General features: G+C 70.3%; 14 protein-coding genes. 8 read left to right on the forward strand and 6 right to left on the reverse strand.

Annotated features, from left to right (window positions below; genetic code table 11):
* Positions 1-47 precede the first annotated feature (47 nt).
* Positions 48-1424 carry an MFS transporter gene (locus tag ACGFZN_RS32485; RefSeq protein ID WP_393862112.1) on the forward strand — a complete coding sequence of 459 codons (1377 nt, stop codon included), beginning with the start codon at positions 48-50 and terminating at the stop codon, positions 1422-1424.
* Positions 1425-1759: 335 nt separating this feature from the next.
* Here ACGFZN_RS32485 and ACGFZN_RS32490 read toward each other — a convergent pair whose 3' ends face one another.
* Complete coding sequence (locus ACGFZN_RS32490; RefSeq protein ID WP_393862037.1) at positions 1760-3697, reverse strand: BTAD domain-containing putative transcriptional regulator; 1938 nt, start codon at positions 3695-3697, stop codon at positions 1760-1762.
* A gap of 137 nt (positions 3698-3834) precedes the next feature.
* Here ACGFZN_RS32490 and ACGFZN_RS32495 point away from each other — a divergent pair, with 137 nt between their 5' ends.
* Positions 3835-4713 carry an alpha/beta fold hydrolase gene (locus ACGFZN_RS32495; RefSeq protein ID WP_393862038.1) on the forward strand — a complete coding sequence of 293 codons (879 nt, stop codon included), beginning with the start codon at positions 3835-3837 and terminating at the stop codon, positions 4711-4713.
* A gap of 127 nt (positions 4714-4840) precedes the next feature.
* Here ACGFZN_RS32495 and ACGFZN_RS32500 read toward each other — a convergent pair whose 3' ends face one another.
* Complete coding sequence (locus ACGFZN_RS32500; RefSeq protein ID WP_393862039.1) at positions 4841-5662, reverse strand: DUF1963 domain-containing protein; 822 nt, start codon at positions 5660-5662, stop codon at positions 4841-4843.
* Positions 5663-5956: 294 nt separating this feature from the next.
* On the opposite strand from ACGFZN_RS32500, the gene ACGFZN_RS32505 reads away from it, so the two are divergent.
* Entirely contained in the window at positions 5957-6670 is a 714-nt protein-coding gene (locus ACGFZN_RS32505; RefSeq protein ID WP_393862040.1) for an alpha/beta hydrolase, read from the forward strand.
* 17 nt (positions 6671-6687) lie between these two features.
* On the opposite strand, the gene ACGFZN_RS32510 is transcribed toward ACGFZN_RS32505, so the two are convergent.
* Together ACGFZN_RS32510 and ACGFZN_RS32515 are read right to left on the reverse strand one after the other, a co-directional pair.
* On the reverse strand, positions 6688-7794 hold the full coding sequence (locus ACGFZN_RS32510; protein WP_393862041.1) for a DUF2235 domain-containing protein: 1107 nt from the start codon (positions 7792-7794) through the stop codon (positions 6688-6690).
* Positions 7795-7830: 36 nt separating this feature from the next.
* Entirely contained in the window at positions 7831-11127 is a 3297-nt protein-coding gene (locus tag ACGFZN_RS32515) for a hypothetical protein (protein WP_393862042.1), read from the reverse strand.
* Positions 11128-11602: 475 nt separating this feature from the next.
* On the opposite strand from ACGFZN_RS32515, the gene ACGFZN_RS32520 reads away from it, so the two are divergent.
* Together ACGFZN_RS32520 and ACGFZN_RS32525 are read left to right on the forward strand one after the other, a co-directional pair.
* Entirely contained in the window at positions 11603-12244 is a 642-nt protein-coding gene (locus tag ACGFZN_RS32520; protein ID WP_393862043.1) for a TetR/AcrR family transcriptional regulator, read from the forward strand.
* A gap of 230 nt (positions 12245-12474) precedes the next feature.
* Positions 12475-13239, forward strand: coding sequence for an SDR family NAD(P)-dependent oxidoreductase (locus tag ACGFZN_RS32525; RefSeq protein WP_393862044.1), 765 nt, complete (start codon positions 12475-12477; stop codon positions 13237-13239).
* A 110-nt stretch (positions 13240-13349) separates the two neighbouring features.
* Here ACGFZN_RS32525 and ACGFZN_RS32530 read toward each other — a convergent pair whose 3' ends face one another.
* Positions 13350-14054 carry a TetR family transcriptional regulator gene (locus ACGFZN_RS32530; protein WP_393862045.1) on the reverse strand — a complete coding sequence of 235 codons (705 nt, stop codon included), beginning with the start codon at positions 14052-14054 and terminating at the stop codon, positions 13350-13352.
* A gap of 92 nt (positions 14055-14146) precedes the next feature.
* Between ACGFZN_RS32530 and ACGFZN_RS32535 the strand changes: the two genes are divergently transcribed.
* Entirely contained in the window at positions 14147-14629 is a 483-nt protein-coding gene (locus ACGFZN_RS32535; protein WP_393862046.1) for an SRPBCC domain-containing protein, read from the forward strand.
* Between the two features lie 99 nt (positions 14630-14728).
* Here the strand turns inward: ACGFZN_RS32535 and ACGFZN_RS32540 are convergent, their stop codons facing one another.
* Positions 14729-15328, reverse strand: a complete 600-nt coding sequence (locus tag ACGFZN_RS32540) for a DUF308 domain-containing protein (protein WP_393862047.1) — start codon at positions 15326-15328, stop codon at positions 14729-14731.
* Positions 15329-15444: 116 nt separating this feature from the next.
* On the opposite strand from ACGFZN_RS32540, the gene ACGFZN_RS32545 reads away from it, so the two are divergent.
* On the forward strand, positions 15445-16713 hold the full coding sequence (locus ACGFZN_RS32545) for a sensor histidine kinase (RefSeq protein ID WP_393862048.1): 1269 nt from the start codon (positions 15445-15447) through the stop codon (positions 16711-16713).
* Positions 16710-17369, forward strand: coding sequence for a response regulator (locus ACGFZN_RS32550; RefSeq protein WP_393862049.1), 660 nt, complete (start codon positions 16710-16712; stop codon positions 17367-17369). The genes ACGFZN_RS32545 and ACGFZN_RS32550 overlap by 4 nt, the downstream gene beginning before the upstream one ends.
* The last annotated feature ends 19 nt before the right edge of the window (positions 17370-17388 follow it).

Genomic DNA, 17388 nt, shown 5'->3' on the forward strand with positions numbered 1-17388 from the left:
GAGCCGTGGCGTGCGAAGGATCGGCCGGGGACGACGAGACCACGTCCTTGCCGACGTCCGGGCCGAACCCCGCGCGGCGGTCGTGGGCACCGCTGCTGGCGGTGTGCGCCGGGTACTTCATGGTCATTCTGGACGTGACGGTCATCAACGTCGCCGTGCCGGTGATCGGCCGGGACCTGTCGGTCTCCCTGACGGGCATCCAGTGGATCACCGACGGGTACACCCTGGTCTTCGCCGGGTTCCTCCTGACCGGTGGTGCGCTGGGTGACCGGTTGGGCAGCCGTCGGGTCTTCTGCTGGGGCGTGACGGTGTTCACCGTCTCCTCGGCCGCGTGCGCGCTCGCGCCGACCGCCTCCTTCCTCGTTGCGGCCCGGATGGCCGAGGGGTTCGGCGCGGCGCTGATCGTGCCCGCCTCCCTGGCTCTGCTCCAGCAGGCCTACCCGGCACCGGCCGCACGCGCGCGGGCCTTCGGCCTGTGGGGTTCGATGGCGGGCATCGCGGCCTCCGCCGGGCCTGTGCTGGGCGGGCTGCTCGTCTCGACGGTGGGCTGGCGCTGGGTGTTCCTCATCAATCTGCCCGTCGGTGTGGCCTGCCTGGTGCTGACGCTCCGGCACGTGACCCGCTCCCCCGGGCGCACCGCCCGGTCGCTCGACTGGCCGGCGCAGTGCGCGGTCGCGGCGGCGGTGGCGCTGCTGACCGCATCGCTCAACGAGGCGGGGCGGCGCGGCTGGACCGATCCGGCGGTTCTCGCCGGGCTGGGCCTGAGCGTGTCGGCGGCCGCGGCGTTCGCGGTGCGCGAGCGGCTGGCCCGCTCCCCCGCCCTTCCGCTGGGCCTGCTCGACTCCCGTGCGATGAGCGGTGGGGCCGTCCTCGGCATGCTGTTCAACTTCGCCTTCTACGGCATGGTGTTCACCGCCAGCCTCGAATTCCAGCACCAGCGTGGCTTCAGCGCCCTGGGCACCGGGTTGGCGCTCTTCCCGGCGGTGGCGATGACCATGTTCGCCTCCGTCCTGTCGGGACGGCTGAGCCGCCGTACCGGTGACCGTCCGCTGGTGGTCTGCGGCATGCTCCTGGCCGCCCTCGGGTTGGCCGGCTGGGCCGCCGCGGGAGCCCATCCGGCCTATCCGCTGCTGGTGGCTCCGATGATGGCCGCGGGCTTCGGTACGTCCTTCGCCCTGACCGGCTCGACCGCCACCGTGATGGGCGCCGCACCCCCGGCGTACTCGGGGACCGCCTCCGCCCTGTTCAACACCACCCGCCAGATCGGCAGCGCCACCGGCGTGGCGATCGGCGGCAGCCTGCTTGCCACAGCCGGTGACTACACCACCGGTCTGCGCACCAGCATGGCCATGGGCGCGCTCGCCTATCTAACGGCCGCGGGCCTCGCATCGCTGTGCGTACCGACGAAGCCCAGACCGGAGTAGTGCGCCTCGCAGGTCGCGCGGCGCGCCGAACGCAACCGGCTGGCGCTGTCTGGAGCTGACGGCACGGATCCCGCCGGCGCGGCCCCGGACGCCTCCTGAGACCAGCCCAGAGTCCGCCTGACGGGGACTTGCGGCGGGCGGGAGACGCGGTCGGTGACGGTGCATCCACCAGATGTGCGGCCGGCGACAAGGGAGCGTCCCGGTGGACGGGGGAGACCACCGGGACGGCAACTCCCATCCTACGCGACATCGTTCACCCGCATCCGAGGATGCGCGGGAAGTGGCCGATTGCGGCCGTCCGCGCCGGCTGGGAGCGGGTGCGCGGAGAAAGTCGGTCATCTCCTGCCGGCGCATGCCTCCGCCTCCGCCAGGTACCGCGACACCGGTCCCAGCGTCAGCATTCCGCTCGCCGCGCCAGCGTGTTCGGTGTGGGCGGGGCGCAGGGCCGCCGCGGCGCGGGCGGCGGCCGGGCGTTCGCCGAGGCGGGCGGCGGCGTGGGCGGTCAGGCACCAGAGTGCCTCCTGCATGTGATCGAGGGGTGGTTCGGGTGCCGTGGTCAGAGCGGTGCGGGCCTCCTCGACCCGGTTGCGGGCGAGCAGTACCAAGGGGTGTGTCCAGGGGCGGTACGGTCCCCAGTCGAGGGCGGGGTCGGTGGGCGCGGGACGTCCGTGCAGGAGACGAAGGCCCAGGAGTGCGAGGGCGAACAGGCCCCGGTGCAGCCCCGGCATGCCCGCCGTTCCGGCGAGGGCGTCCTCGGCGGCGCGGTAGTGCGCCGCGGCCGTGGCGGCGGTCGGTCCGCCCGGTGCGGTGCTGCGGGCGGCCGTGACCCGGGCCCGGAACCAGCCGGTGAGCACGGGGACGAGAGAGGCCTCGGTGGTGACGGCGAGCTGCTCGGCGGCCTCGGCGTGTGCGGTCGCGGCGTCGAGGTCGCCGAGAGCGGAGGCGGATTGCAGGCGGATGAGCCGGCCGAGCACGGCGAAGTTCGGCAACGCGTGCCGGGTGGCCAGGTCGAGGATCTCGGCGCCGATCGCGTCACGTGCCGCCGCGAGCCCGGGCCGGGTGAAGGACTGGAGGAACACCCCGTTGAGGGCGAACACCAGCAGTGCGGGATCACCCAGCTCCCGGGCCAGCGCCTCGGCCTCGCGCGCCGCCTGTCCGGCGCGCCTCGATCCGGTGCCGGACAGATCGGCGCTGCGGCTCTCGACCGCGACGGTGGCCAGCAGTCGGGCGCGCAGTTCGGCGGGGCCGTCGGCGCCGAGCGCGGTGAGCGTGCGTTCGGCCGCCGCGACGACGGCGCGGGACTGCTCGGGGTCGTCGGCCCGGCTCCAGAGGGCGGGCACGTCGTAGGCGCCGATGACGCGGGCGGTCAGGGCGACGTCTCCGGTGCGCTCCGCCGCCTGGACGGCGGCGAGGCGGTCGCGCCGCGAGTGGACGAGGGCGTCGCCACCCGCCAGGGCCAGGGTGCGGGCCAGTTCCACGGTGGTGCGCGGGCCGAGTCGTACGCCGGCGGTCCACACGGTACGCGGGGGCCGGAGCGTCGTAGCTCCGTGGAGGATGTCCGTCTCCAGGCGCCGTAGGTCGGCGCCTGGGTCCAGCCCGAGCTGGTCCGCGAGCATCGTGCGGGCGCGGCGGAGGGTGGCCAGCGCGTCTGCCTGACGGCCCGCCCGGTGCAGTGCGCGGGCGAGCAGTCCCCAGGCCGGCTCGCGCCAGGGGTGCTCGGCGACGTGGGCGCCCAGTTCGGCGACGAGCTCCGCCCCTGCACCGGAGTCGAGCAGGAGGCGGGCGCGCAGTTCCACGCCCTCCAGCCGCAGCTCCTCCAGCCGGGTCCGCTCCCGCTGGGCCCACGCGGAGCCGGTCACGTCGGCGTACGCGGGACCGCGCCAGGCTGCGAGGGCCGCGTCGAGGTCGGTCAGCGCGTCGGAGGTACGCCGGGCGCGGGCCAGGGCGTCCTCGAACCGGTGGACGTCCACGTTGTCACGCGGCAGGCGCAGCGCGTAGCCGGGACCTTCGGTGACGAGGACGCGCGGCCGAGTGCGGGGCGGCCGGTCGGGTTCGATGGCGCGGCGCAGGGCGGCGACGAACGTACGCAACGCACCCACGGCGCGCACCGGCGGCTCGGCCCACAGGTCGTCCACGAGGGTGTCGGTGGCGACCATCCGTCCCTCGGCGGCGACGAGCCGGGCGAGCACCTCGCGGTGGCGGGGTCCGCCCAGGTCGACCGGGGTGCCGTCATCGCGCAGGGCCCGCACGGCACCGAGTACGTCGATTCGCATGCCCTCCATCTTCCGTGCCGCGGGTCCGCGGCGTCGAAGCGTACTGATCGGCTGCTGATCGCCGTCGCCGACGCTGATCCCGTCAGTCCTCGGACCAAGGCATTCATCGGTCCACCGACCCCAGGAAGGGGCCTTTCATGACGCTCACCATTCCCGGTTTCGACCAGGTCCGCCTGCCCGGCACGGACGGAGTGGAGCTGGCCGCCGCCGTCGGCGGCAGCGGCAGCCCGGTCGTACTGCTGCACGGCTTTCCGCAGACCCACCTGATGTGGCGGCACGTCGCCCAGCGGCTCGCAGACGAGCACACGGTGATCTGTCCCGACCTGCGCGGCTACGGCGCCAGCGACAAGCCGGCGGCCACCGGACCCGAGGTGTACTCCAAGCGCACCATGGCCGCCGATGTCGTCGCTCTGGCGGCGGCGCTCGGGCATGAGCGCTTCGCTCTGGTCGGCCACGACCGGGGCGCCCTGGTCGCCTTCCGGGCGGGGCTGGACCATCCCGAGACCCTGACGCACCTGGGCATCCTCGATGTGGTGCCGACGCTGGACATGTGGAACGTCCTGCACGGTGTTCCGGCGGCGGTCGGCTATCACCTGTTCCTCATGGCGCAGCCGCCGGGGCTGCCGGAGACGATGATCGCCAACAGTGCGGACGTCTACTTCGGCTCCTTCCTCGATGCCTGGGCCGGGGATCCGGCCGCCCTTCCGGAACCGGTCCGGGCCGCGTACCTGCGGGCATGCGCCGCGGCCGTGCCGTCGATCGTCGCGGACTACCGGGCCTCGGCGGGCATCGACATCACACACGACCAGGCGGACCGGGACGCCGGTTCCCAGCTGGCCATGCCCGTGACGGTCGTCCAGCAGGACTGGGGCACGCATCTGGGCTACGACGCCGCCGCGGTCTGGCGCGCGTGGGCGCCGGACCTGGACCACCGGCTGACCGGGGCGGGGCACTTCATGGCCGAGGAGGCCCCCGACGAGATCACGGGGGCGATCCGCGACCTGCTGCTCCGCTGAGCCCGGCACCCCGGCCGCGGGCGCCTCCCTACGGCCGCTGCCGCGGCTCGGGCATTCCGGCGCCGCTCGCCAGGGCATGGCAGCGCCTCACGGGTCTGTGGCAGCGCCTCGTCCCCGACCCACACGGTCAGGCCATTTCGACGTAGCGGTGAACCCGGTCGAAGCGCCGGGCCGCCAGGTCCCGGTGGCGGATCACCCAGTGGGCCACACCGGAGTCCAGTTCCGTGACGTCGTCGCCGCACCTCCAGGTGGCCAGGAGAGCCCAGTCGTCGGCGCCCTCTCGGTGGCCCGCACCGCCGTGTTCGACGGGGCCGGACTCCTCGGGATCGCGGGCGTAGTGGACGGGGTCGTTCTGGGGCGAGACCGGATGGCCGCCGATCTGCAAGGTCCAGGGAGGGCGGTAACCGCCCATGTCCTCCCAGGCGCCGCCGAGTTCGTCGGCGAGTTCGAACTGCTCGTCCTCGGGGAAGTCGCCCCACCTGTCGACGGCGAAGCTCTCCGGCATCTTCGCGCTCAACTGGTGCCAGACCGTGCGCAGTTCACGTGGCTGGTACGGCTCGCGCCAGCTGTGTTCGAGGGGGCTCGGGGTCGTCGGGGTTCCGGCGGGGACGTACAGCACCGCGTCGGGCACCTGCCCCTCGACACCGTGCACGTCGGTGCCGGAGAAGAACAGCAGGTGGCCGTCGGCGGGCAGCGGAAGGCCGGTCGCGCCCGGCGGGAGGGCCGCGAGGTCGACGGAGGCCACGAAGGGATCGGACGGCTTCGGCACGCCGTGCGGCAGCAGGGGGTCGCCGCCGACCCGGGCCACGAGGGGACCGTCACCGCCCTCGGCCATGTACACCGCCGGCAGGGCGACACGTACCCATTCCTCCACCTCCTCCGACGGCAGGCCCTGGGATGCCGCCTCGGCCCGGAAGCGGTTCAGTCTGTCCACGGTCTCGTCGCTCACCGGGCCACCCTAACGGGCTCGTCAGCGGACAGGGGCAGAGCCGAACTCGCAGGGAGACAAGGGGATTTACGTCCAGACCGTGATCGCTGTGACCGGCAGCTTCGCAGCAGACCTCAAACCCCTTTGAGGTCTGCTGTGTTCTCTCCTAGGTTGGCCCGCGTGAGCATCGAAGTGCCCTACCAGCCGCTTCCGATTCACCAGTCGGGCGTCCGCTACGCCCACGGCCCCGATTCCGCTGCACAGCCCGGCGTGCCCGCCGGCGAGACGATCTAGTTCGACTGGAACGACAGCGCGGTGTACCCGGGCACATCCCGGAAGTTCTGGGTCCATGTGCCGGCGGGTTACGACCCTGCCACCCCGGCGTCGCTCATGGTGTTCCAGGACGGGTGGTGGTACCTGGACCCCGCGGGAGAGATCCGCGGTGCGATCGTGCTGGACAACCTCGTGCACCGGGGTGACATCCCGGTCAGCGTCGGCGTGTTCGTCGATCCCGGAGTCTTTCCCGACGCCGAGGATCCCAAGAACCGCAACAACGAGTACGACGCATTCGACGATCGGTACGTCAGTTTCCTCCTGGACGAGATCATCCCCGAGGTCGGCAAGCGCTACTCGATCGCCGAGGACCCCGACCGGTGGGGCATCTGCGGTGGCAGCAGCGGCGGCAACTGCGCGTTCACCGCGGCATGGCTGCGCCCCGACAAGTTCCGCCGGGTCATCGCGTACCTGTCCAGCTTCACGCAGATGCCCGGCGGCAACCCCTACCCGGAACTCCTTCCCCGCGTTCCCCGCAAGCCGCTGCGCATCTTCCTCCAAGCGGGCCATCGTGACCTGCGCTGGAACGAGCCCGAGCGGAACTGGCTCGCCGAAAACCTGCGCGTCGCGGCCGCGCTCGCGGAAGCAGGCTACGACTTCCGCCTGGTCCTGGGCGACGGCGGTCACAGCCCCAACCACGGCGGCGTCCTGCTCCCCGATGCCCTCCGCTGGATGTGGCGGCCCGAGGGGGGCTGAGTGCAGCCGGGTACTGATCAACGAGCCAGCCGGACTCGGTGCTGGTCGGCGAGGTATTTCACGAGTTCCGGGGGCCGGTAGGCGGGATCCTTGTCGTAACGTTCCTTGACCTGCACTGCCAGGAACTCGTTTCCGTCGAGCCGGTGGTCGGAATCCGCCGCGCATCCGATGGGCCGGTGCAGCGGCTCAGCCAGTCGCCACAGTCCTGTCCGTGACTGGTGCAGCCGGCCCAGGATGTTCGGCTGCACCCGGAAATCGATGCTGTCCCGCGGCGTCATATCGGGTGGCCCGGCCGTGCTGAGCGCCTGGAGATCGAAGGCCAGTCCGTGCTTGCGGGCCTGGTCGATCATCCAGCCGAGGGTGATGTCGGACAGCCCCGTCTCCTGGTAGCCGCCGCCGACATCGCAGTGCACACCGGCGAACCACACCTGCTCCAGTTCCTGGCCGCGCCCGGCAGCTCCGGGCTGCTGGTGCCACAGCGTCGGCTGGAACGCCGGGCGCTCCTCGTCGATGGCCAGCGCTTGGCAGGCCGCCGTGACCCAGCTGCTCAGCGTGGTGTCGTGGAACGCCCACTGCTGGTTGAAGCGGTCCACCACCCGTTCGAGCTTCGGGGAGGCCGGAACCGGGATGCCGAGGGCACCGACCGTGTCCCACACCCCGATGAACCGGATCTCCGTCTCGCGCGCGTAGGAGCGGCGGAACAGCGTGGAGGCCGCGCCGCTCGGCATCTCGAGCCGGTCGCGGTAGAGGCTCCAGGCTGCCGGGATCCGGTCGGCGTGCTCCCGGCGCAGGATGCCGCAGTTGCGCACGAGGCCCGCCAGGCTTCGCACGGTGAACGCGCCCCGGCTGAAACCGAAGAAGTACAGTTCGTCCGGAGGCTCGTACGTCTGGACCAGGTAGCGGTAGGCGTCGATCACGTTCTGGGACAGACCCACGCCGAACGCGCCCCCGCTCAGGTGCTGCCAGGGTCTGGTTCCGACGCCGCTGTGGTAGTAGACGCACTGTTCGTCTCCGCCGACGGCCCCGGAGCGCACGGACAGCGCGACCTTGGCGACGTTCGTCCGGCTCGGCTGGTCGGCGAAGTTCCACGTCCCGTCGCAGCAGAGGACAAGGCGCTTGGCCATGACGATCCCTCCTTGTGAAGGGGAAGCGCCCGCTTCTCATCCCATCTTCAGGCCCCGTGACGCGAGCGGCCTCGGGCGGTGCGGGTGTTCGGGCAGCAGGGCGAGGTGATGCCTGGCCTGCTCTGCGGCGGGGCCCTCGGGGCACTGATCGATCACCTGCTGCCAGACGTCCCGTGCCTGGTCGAGGTCCTTCTTCCGGCGCCCGAGCCGGGACGTCGAGCGCGCTTCCAGTGCGAGGGCCAGATGGGCCCATTCCTGTGCGTCGCCGGCGGAGTGTTCCACGGCGTTCTTCAGGCGACGGACGGCCTTGTGGACGTGGCCCTCACGGTAGGCGACCCACCCCCTGGCTTCTTCGCACAACGCCAGAGCGTGCGCGTCCTTGACGCGCGGGGCGGCCCGCCGGGCCGTTTTCGCCATGTGATGCGCTTCCTTCAGTTTGATGCCCTGCTCCGCGTAGAACATCGCGATCTGCGCCCTCAGCCTGACGAGGTCTGTCCAGAGTGCCTGCTCGTCGTCGGAGCCACGAGCATTCTTCAGCCGGGCCCGGCACGCTTGCTGAGCGGCCCTCAGTTCCTGCTCCACTTCGAGGGGCTGATCCCCGCGGGCCAGCAGGCGCGCGATGCGCTCGTGATGCTGGGCGGCATGTGACGGTTCGTCGGCGTCGCCGACGCAGCGCAGGGCGACGATGGCCTCTCTGGCGCGGCCCATGAGCGCGAGCACGGTGGCCAGCTCCTCGTACATCCCTTCCTCGAGAACCGCGCTCAGCGAGGCCTCACGCGTGGCCTTGACCAACCCGTCCAGAGCCAGGGTCAGGAGCCTGTCGCGGTCCTCGGAGAGCGATGCCTCGGCGTGCATGCGGTAGGTACGTGCCAGATCCAGCCGGGCCCTGTCCCGCTCCACACCGGCGGGCAGCAGCTCGATCAGCCGCTTGAGCGTCTGCTGGGCCAGGTCGTACTGCGCTCTGCGTTCCCGGTACAGATACGCCAGGGTGAATCGCGGATACGCGTAGAGGGGAGCCAGCTTCAGGGCGTCCCGGCAGTCGCGGATGGCGTCGTTGACGCGTCCCTGCCTCGCGTAGACCGCCGCCCGGCCCGCTGTCGCACGTGCTCGCGGGGCCAGGTCCGGCTGTTCGGCGGTCAGCTCCACGAACCGCTCCTGCCCCTCGCTCCCCGTGCGGTAGCGGGGGCGGAGGGTCTTGGGTGAGTGGTCGATCGCCTCGTTGTAGTACCTGATGGCCTCTTCGTAGTCCCTGCGCGCGGCCCTGTCGTCGCGTCCCTTGCCGGACCGGGAGTCCGCGAGCGCGGCGTACGCGTCGGCGAGCTCCACGTACCACAGCGGGGGTGTCTCCACGCCTGGGGACGGCATGCGCGTGACGGCCCGGGTCAGGTGACCGACCGCTGCGTCCAACTGCGCGCGCCGATCCTTGGATGCCTCCGTCAGCAGGGCCAGGGATGTGTGCAGAAGCCCGATCTCGCGCGAGACGCAGGACGCTTCGGGCCGGGTCCGGCCGTACTCGTCGCAGAGCTGCTCGACGCAGTCGAGTGCCTCACGCAGACGATGCGCGTTGCCCGTACGCTCCGCCTGACGGGCGGTGTACCAGGCTTCCGCCCACCTCCTGGTGAACTGCCGCTGGGCGTACGGGGTGCCGACGGTCGGCAGCTGTTCATCGACCGCCTGCCCCAACTCCGCGTCGTCCGGGGCCAAGGCCAGCGCCTTGCCGGCGAGCGACCGGGCGTCACGGGCGGTGCGCGCGAGCAACGCGAGGAGCAGCCAGGCCATGGCGTCGTCCGGGTGTCTGTGGGTGGCCAGGACGAACAGGTCCACGGCCAGTTGCCGGTCCTCGTCCCTGTCACCGGTGACGACGGCGAACACACCGAGGTCTCTGGGCGTGAGATGATGGTTCTGGGGGTCGCGTTGGAGGGCCTCCATGAACGCCTGCCGAGCCTCGCCGTCGCCGTACCTCAAGAGGATGCTGCCGCGGAGGGCGTGCAGCTCCGGTATGCCGGGAGCCCAGGAGATCGCGGTACGGGCGCGGTCCTTCGCCTTGCTGACGCACCGCAGCCGCTCGTCGCCACTCGCTCCGTCCGCGAGCTGGGCCCAGCACGAGGCCTGCTGGCCGACGACCTGGGCGATCCGCTCGGCCAACGGCCGTACCGCGATCACGTCCCCGTCGATCGCGAGTCTTCGGGCCCGCTCGTCGAACAGGTCCTGTTCCGTGCGGCAGAAACAGTGGAGCGCTTCCTGCGTCAGGGTGCTCGAGCGGTGCGCTTCCCGTGACTGTTCGTGGGCGCCTTGTTTGCGCAGTGCGTATCCAAGCCAGTACCTGGCGAGCGCGGACTCCATGGGGTGGGTGCCGGAAGGCTGCTTGAGCGCGCTGCGCGCCGACTGCACCGCCTGCTCCAGGAGGTCGGCTCGCTTGTCGTCCTCCTCGTCCGGCCGGTCGGCTCTTTCGATGAAGGCCCGGGCCAACTGGACGCGGGCCGGAGCCAGCGTCGGGTCGAGGCCTACGGCCTTCTGCCACATGCGGATCGGGCCGCCCTCCACAGCCTCCGACACCGTGAGATGGATGTCCGTCCGCACGCGCAGTTGTTCGTGGTAGACGAGGCCGAGGTTGTGGTACGCCGCGGCGTATTCCGGGCTGCGGGCGAGGGCCGCCCGGAAGTGGTCCTCCGCGTCGTCGAGATCCTGGAGTGCGCCCTCCTCCTGGAAGCGCTTGTAGCTTTCCAGACCGTCCACCAGCCGTTGGAAGCTCACGACGTCGGCTCCCGACTCGGAGGCTCGGGGACGCTCGAGTTCGATGCGGTGTGCCAGCTCCCTGGCGAGGCGTGCGTCCGCCGAGCGGGTGCCGCCGTCGATCTGCACCTGCGCCGACCACGTGGGGCCGCCGCGCAGCCCCGACTGGGCGGCGACGACCCTCAGCATCCCGTCCGCCTCCACCAGACACCCTTGGAGCGTCGTGCCGAAGAACCGCTCCAGCCAGGTGAGTACGGTGCCTACCTGGATTTTCAGCGGTCCCAGACCGACCGTGCCGACCTCGGTCGGCTTGATGTCCGCCGGCAGCAGACCGGTCACCGCCACGCCGGTCTTGAACGGAACCCGGGCGGACGACCGTCGCACCATGTCACCCCGGTGCCCGGCCGGGTTGAGCACGTCCGCCGGCGTCATGAACGGCTCTTGCCGGACCAGGTCGACGATCCGGCGGATCTCGTTGTCGAGGAGTTCGGCGAAGCCCGGGGCGACAGGGGCCTCACGCCGGGGGTCGGCTGCCGCGTCGGTGAGGTTCTTGAACGGCAGGATCCGGACCGAGCGGGAGCGGCACAGCAGTGCGGCCACGAGCAGAGCGCCGAGACCCGCACATGCCCAACCCGCGGCAGGCACCGCGCTGAAGTGATCGGCACCCGTCACTGCCAGCGGAACCAGGGCCACACATACGACGCCCATGAAGAGCAGGATCTTGTTCGCACTGTCCAGCGTCCTGCACCACAGCAACCAGATCCGCCGCGCTCGACGAGCACCGGCCAACGGCTCGGAAACCGCGATGCGGAGCGTCTCTCCGACGAGATGCTTGAGCGAGGCCATGACCGCACGCCTCTGATCGGAACGGCTCGGATGTGCATGCCGCTGCTGTCGGGCAGTCGGTTCTTAAAAGCGTCTCTCTCCTTGGATGGTGTGTCCAACGGAGACATGTTGACTCGTCAAACAGTCGGCGCTTCCTGTGCTGACCGGGCGCTCCGGCATGCGCCGACTCGGCGGGACAGGCAGGCCGGGCACGGTAAAATGGACCGCTAGGTCCACTGTAGGAGGCGCCGTGTCCAGGAAGCTGACGGCCAAGGGCGAGGCCACGCAGAAGCGAATCATCCAGGGAGCCTCGGATGTGCTGCGGGAGAAGGGCGTTGCGCTGGCCACACTGGACGACATCATGGCCCGCACGCAGACGAGCAAGAGCCAGCTCTTCCACTATTTCCCGGGTGGAAAAGACGAACTGCTCCTTGCCGTGGCGAGGTTCGAAGCGGAACGAGTGCTGGCGGAACAGCAGCCCTATCTCGGGCGCCTCGACTCCTGGCAGGCCTGGCAGAACTGGCGTGATCTCCTGGTCGAGCGTTATGAGGAGCAGACCGACGACTGTCCGCTCGGTGCCCTCTTCCTTCACGTGGGGCGGAGTACTCCTGGCGCCCGAGCTGTCGTGGTGGAACTGATGCACTCGTGGCAGGAAGACCTCGCATCCGGGATCCGTGCGCTTCAGGATGCCGGGCAGTTGCCCGCGGACCTGGACGTCGAGGCGCGGTCGGCGGCCCTGCTGGCGGCCATTCAGGGTGGCGTCGCGATCCTCCAGGCGACAGGACAGGCCTATCACCTGCGGGTCGCGCTCGACGAGGGCATCGCCGGCCTGCGCCGTGCGGCACGAGATCAGGCGGCCGACCGTGCCGAGGAGGCAGTTGCAGCGCCTTGATGCGCAGGCGGGCCCATACGCGCGGTCCGGGTTCAACGTCCTCCCGCTCTGACCGGAGTTCGCTCCCGATGATCCCCGTGCTCGCCCCCGGCTCGATTGGACTTGCGAGTCCATTTTTCTTTCCGCACAGTGGCAGAGCCGCCCGGGAAGTCCGAGCGGACCGGGCGCGGCCCAGACGGGACACCTGTGCCGTACGCCTGCTGATGACCACGAATATGCGGGAGCGAAACATGAGCGGACGACTGCAGGGCAAGCGGGCGCTGGTGACCGGCTCGACGAGCAACATCGGGCGGGCCATCGCCGAGGCGTTCGGCGCGGAGGGCGCCCACGTCATCGTGTCGGGACGCAACCGGCAGCGCGGCGCCGAGGTGGTCGACGGGATCCGTTCCCGCGGCGGGCGCGCCGATTTCGTACAGGCCGAGCTGGACGGCAGCGCCCAGGCGTCGCGGACGCTGGCCGAACGGGCGACGTCGGTGCTGGGCGGGGGGATCGACATCCTCGTGAACAACGCGGGCATCTTCCCCGGCGACACCACCCCTGACACCGACGAGAAGACCTTCGACCAGGTCTACGCGGTGAACGTGAAGGCCCCGTTCTTCCTCACCGCCGCGATCGCCCCCGCCATGACCGAAGCCGGTGGCGGCGCCATCGTCAACCTGGGCTCCTGGATCGTGCGCCTCGGCATCCCCATGGCCTCGCTCTACGCCTCGTCCAAGGGCGCCCTGGAGACGCTGACCCGCGCCTGGGCGGCGGAATTCGGCCCCCACGGCGTGCGCGTGAACGCCATCTCGCCGGGCGTCGTCAACGAAGGCGCCCCGGGTGAGGTCCACCCGGGCGAGATCATGATGAAGGGCACACCTGCGAACGGCATGGGCTCACCCGACGCGATCGCTCACGCCGCGGTTTACCTCGCCGGCGACGAGGCCGACTTCGTGCACGGCGTCGTGCTCGACGTGGACGGCGGCCGCACCACTACGGCAGTCATGGCCCGATAGCTTCGACGAGTTGCCGGATGGCCACGGCTCGCCCTGTGCGACCACCGCCCTGACAGCAGGCTTCTGACTATCCGTCAGGTCGGCATCGGCGATGCGGGTGCCGTAGACGTTCAGGCGAACGCGTTCAGGCCACTGCCGATGAGCCGAGCCGCGCGTTGGACGTCGGCGCTCACCGCTTCGTGTAGCTGCGTGGGACTCTCGGCGTGGTTCAGGTGCCTGCGCAGGGCCTGGAACTGGATGGACCACAGGCCCAGCAGGGCAGTCGCGGCGATCCGGGGTTCGGGGTCGTCCGAGTTCATCTCGGCGCGCCGGGCCAGAACCTCGGCGGCTGCGGCGACCTGCTGTTCCTTCATGTCGCCCTGGTGGGCTCGGAGAGACGGGGTGGATCTGATGAGCATGCCGAAGCGCAGAAGCAGGGCCTTGGCCTGGGCCGGGTCGTCCTGGGCGCTCAGCCATGACGTGATGGCGTCGAGCTCGCCGGAGAGGATCTTCAGCACTGCCTCGAGCGGCGACAGGCTGGGGTCGGCCAGGGTGGTCCGCAAGGAATGCAGCGTGGCCTCGCCGAGGTCGAGAACGAGAGACTCCTTCGTCGGGAAGTAGTTGAACACCGTCTTCTCCGACACCCCGCACGCTTCTGCGACCTCCGCGACGCGTACGGCATCGAAGCCCCGCTCCAGGAACATCTCGGTGGCCGTGTCGGACAGTTGCCGTCGCAGCATCCGCTTCTTTCGGGCCCGCAAACCCTCGGCGGGCGCCTCGTCGTCGCGGCGCAGTGCCGTCCAGTCCACAGTGCGCATCGTCACGGTCTTCAGCATATCCAGCCGCAGAAGATTTTCTGTTACTGTAAAAGTACAGTGACTGAATTATTATTGCTGCCCTTGCCGTCGTCCGCGCCCCAGGAGCCCACATGAGTGCCATCCACATCGTCCGCGACTACCCTCAGCCGCCGCTGAAGGTCTGGCGTGCGGTCACCGACCCCGAGCTGATCCCGCTGTGGACGGCCACCGGCGCCGGCGCGCGGCCAGAAGGCTTCGCCGCCGCACCCGGAACCGTGTTCAAGTTCGTCGCCCGACCAAAACCGGGCTGGAGCGGCGTTGTGGTGTGCGAAGTACTGGAGGCACAGGAGCCTTCCCTGCTGCGCTACTCCTGGCGGGACGAGAGCGGAGGGGAGGTGACCGAGGTCGCCTACCGGCTCGAACCGCACGGCACGGGAACGCGCTTCACCTACGACCACACCGGCTTCACCGGCGTCGGCGGATTCGTCATGGCCAAGCTCCTCGGCCGCGTCCGCGCCAAGATGCTCACCGAGGGCCTTCCGGCGGTGCTGGACGACCTCGACGATCACGGCAACCTCCGCGCGCAAAGCACCCTCCGGCCCAAGTCGCTGTGAGCAATCCGGACTCGCGGCGGCCCGGAGCCTCCTCAGGTCCTCGTACTTCCGGTGAAGACGCCGCATCTCTGGGAGAGGCGGTGGTTCAGGCGGCCGTGGTCAGCGCTTTTCGCGCCGGGCGCGGACGCTCAGGGCGACGACGGAGACAAGGAACCAGAAGGCACCGAAGGCTGAGTAGCCGGCGACCGTGGACAGGCCGCTCGTCGCCGAGGCGGACGTGGCGGCGATGGTGGCACCGGCGAGGACGGACTGTCCGCCGCTGATGACCATGGGCCACTGGGCGCCGACGCTGCGCCTGCGTCGGATCGCCACGACGAGCTGGATCGCTCCGGAAAGGAGGGCCCAGACACCGAACACGAGAAGAACCGTCCCGATGGTGGCGAAGACGGCGATGATCATTGCGGCGGCGGTGGCGAGGCCGAGAGCCATGTTGACGGTACTGACGCGGTTCGTGGAGCCGGTCCCGGCCAGGCGGCGCTCGAGGAGCGTGGCGACGACGTCCCACAGGGGGTAGACGACGAGCAGCACGGCCGCGATCACGGTGGGCCGGTCCGTCGACACGAGCGAGGCGGAGGTCGTGAAGACGAGTGCCACCCAGATGAGGGAGAAGACGACCCGGATCAGGTGGAGCGATCGGAGCCCGGAGGGCGTCGTGGCGGTCGTGGCCGAAGCCGGCGAAGTTACGGTGGTCTGCGTCATCGGGTGTCCCATGGTGATCGTGACGGTGCGAGACGGTCGCCTCGATGACGAGTCTCAGCGGCCTCGGCCGGGGCCGTGTACTTCGAACGAAGTAGTTGTGCCATCCCCTGCGATGGATGAGTTCTGCCGTCTCCATCGAGCGTCGCCGTCTACATCATTCGAAGTACACGGCCGCCACACATGTGAACGAGAATGTGCTCATGGTCCAGGCGCACAACAGTCAGGACGGGCCCGAGGCACCGCTGTGGGTCCGCCGCCCCGAGGCGCTGCACCGTGTCGCCTATGCAGTGGCCGCACTGGTGTTCACCGGCCAGATCGTCGCGGTGCTGCTGAGAGGGTCGGACTGGCCGACGGCACTGTCCGTGCTCCTCGCCGGCGGCGGTGTCGCCCTTTCATGGTGGAAGCCGTGGGCAGGACTGGTCGTGACGAGCGCGGCGTCCTTCGCCGTCACAGCGGTGGGCCACGACCCCCTGTCGGTGTGGATGATGGCGGTGCTCGTGCTGTTCTCGGTCACCCTCAGGGGAAAACAGCCGCTGGCCGGAACCGGCATCGTGGCGGCGTTCTTCCTGGGAGCGTTCATGACCTTGGGAGGATTCCGTGGGGGCGCGGTCGTGGGAGCCGCGGCTCTGTTCTCAGCGGTGGCAGGAGGTGCGACAGGGGCCGCGCTCCGCATCCATCGAGACCACTGGTGGACCCTGGCGGAACGGGCCGAAAACGCCATCGCCACCCGCGAGATCGAAGCCACCCGACGGGTGACCGAAGAACGGCTCCGCATTGCCCGAGACCTCCACGACGTCATCGGTCACCAGGTCGCGATGCTGAGCCTGCACCTCGGTGCCGCGGAAATCGGGCTGCCGGCAGACGCCGAGTCCTCCCGGCAGGCCCTCGTCTCGGCCAGGTCCTGCGCCCGCACCGTCGTCGTCGAAACGCAGCGCATCCTCTCGCTCCTCCGCCTCGGGGACGACGCCCACGACGACGAGGCGCTCCGTCCGACCCCGGCGCTCAGCGGCCTGGAAGGCCTTGTCGCCTCTTTCGAGAGCATCGGCCTCGACATCCGCCCCTCCATCGACATCCCCGCCGGATTCGTGGAGCCCAGCGTCGGCGTGACGGTCTACCGGGTCGTTCAAGAAGCGCTCACGAACGCATACCGACATGGAGAGGGGACGGCAACGGTGGATGTGCGCGAGCGGGACGGCAGGATCTGCGTCACCGTGGAGAACCCCGTCGCCGACTCGCCCCGCGGCTCCGACCCGGGCAGCGGACTCGGACTCGTGGGGATGCGCGAACGCGTCGAGTCGTCCAGCGGGCGGCTGACGATCGACCGTCACGACGGGCGGTTCCGGGTACACGCGGAGTTCAGCCCCCTGGGAGTCGACGTCCGATGACGCGGATTTTGATCGTCGACGACCAGGACGACATAAGGGCCGGGATCCGGGCCATGCTCCGGCTCGACCCGAGTCTCGTCGTCGTGGGTGACCTCTCCGATGGGCTCCAGGTCGTGCCCTACCTCCGGGAGCACCCCGCCGACCTGGTCCTGATGGACATCCGGATGCCCGGCATCGACGGTGTCGAAGCCACCCGTCGGATCCGCAAGGAGCACCCGCCCGAAAAGACGCGGATCATCGTCCTGACGACCTTCGACCAGGACGACATCGTTCTCGCCGCCCTGCGCGCGGGCGCCAATGGATTCCTGAGCAAGACCGTGAGCCCTGCCGAACTCGTCGCCGGGATCACCGAGGTCGCCGGCGGTGGCGGTGCGCTGTCGGCCGCCGCGACAGCCGCGCTCATCGGTCACATGACCGACAGTCCGCCCCCGGTGATCGACCGGGAACTGCTGCGACGCTTCGAAGCTCTGACCCCCAGGGAGCGGGACGTGGTCGTTCTCATCGCAAGCGGTCTAGGCAACGACGAGATCGCGGCCCGGATGTCCGTGTCGCCGTTCACCGTGAAGACGCACGCGGTGCGGGCCATGACGAAGGTCGGCGCACGTGATCGAGCGCAACTCGTCTCGTTCACCTTCCGGGCGGGCCTCTATCCCTGAGCGGGTCCGGCGGGCGGGG

Origin of the sequence: Streptomyces sp. NPDC048192, from assembly GCF_043202415.1 — a bacterium.
In the GTDB taxonomy this organism is placed as follows: Bacteria; Actinomycetota; Actinomycetes; order Streptomycetales; family Streptomycetaceae; genus Streptomyces.

Excerpts from the sequence above, each read along its gene's own strand:
- ACGFZN_RS32535 (WP_393862046.1), top strand. The coding sequence starts at position 14,147 with ATGAGTGCCATCCACATCGTCCGCGACTACCCTCAGCCGCCGCTGAAG.
- ACGFZN_RS32525 (WP_393862044.1), top strand. The coding sequence starts at position 12,475 with ATGAGCGGACGACTGCAGGGCAAGCGGGCGCTGGTGACCGGCTCGACG.
- ACGFZN_RS32540 (WP_393862047.1), bottom strand. The coding sequence starts at position 15,328 with ATGACGCAGACCACCGTAACTTCGCCGGCTTCGGCCACGACCGCCACG.
- ACGFZN_RS32550 (WP_393862049.1), top strand. The coding sequence starts at position 16,710 with ATGACGCGGATTTTGATCGTCGACGACCAGGACGACATAAGGGCCGGG.
- ACGFZN_RS32495 (WP_393862038.1), top strand. The coding sequence starts at position 3,835 with ATGACGCTCACCATTCCCGGTTTCGACCAGGTCCGCCTGCCCGGCACG.
- ACGFZN_RS32490 (WP_393862037.1), bottom strand. The coding sequence starts at position 3,697 with ATGCGAATCGACGTACTCGGTGCCGTGCGGGCCCTGCGCGATGACGGC.
- ACGFZN_RS32510 (WP_393862041.1), bottom strand. The coding sequence starts at position 7,794 with ATGGCCAAGCGCCTTGTCCTCTGCTGCGACGGGACGTGGAACTTCGCC.
- ACGFZN_RS32545 (WP_393862048.1), top strand. The coding sequence starts at position 15,445 with ATGAGTTCTGCCGTCTCCATCGAGCGTCGCCGTCTACATCATTCGAAG.
- ACGFZN_RS32530 (WP_393862045.1), bottom strand. The coding sequence starts at position 14,054 with ATGCTGAAGACCGTGACGATGCGCACTGTGGACTGGACGGCACTGCGC.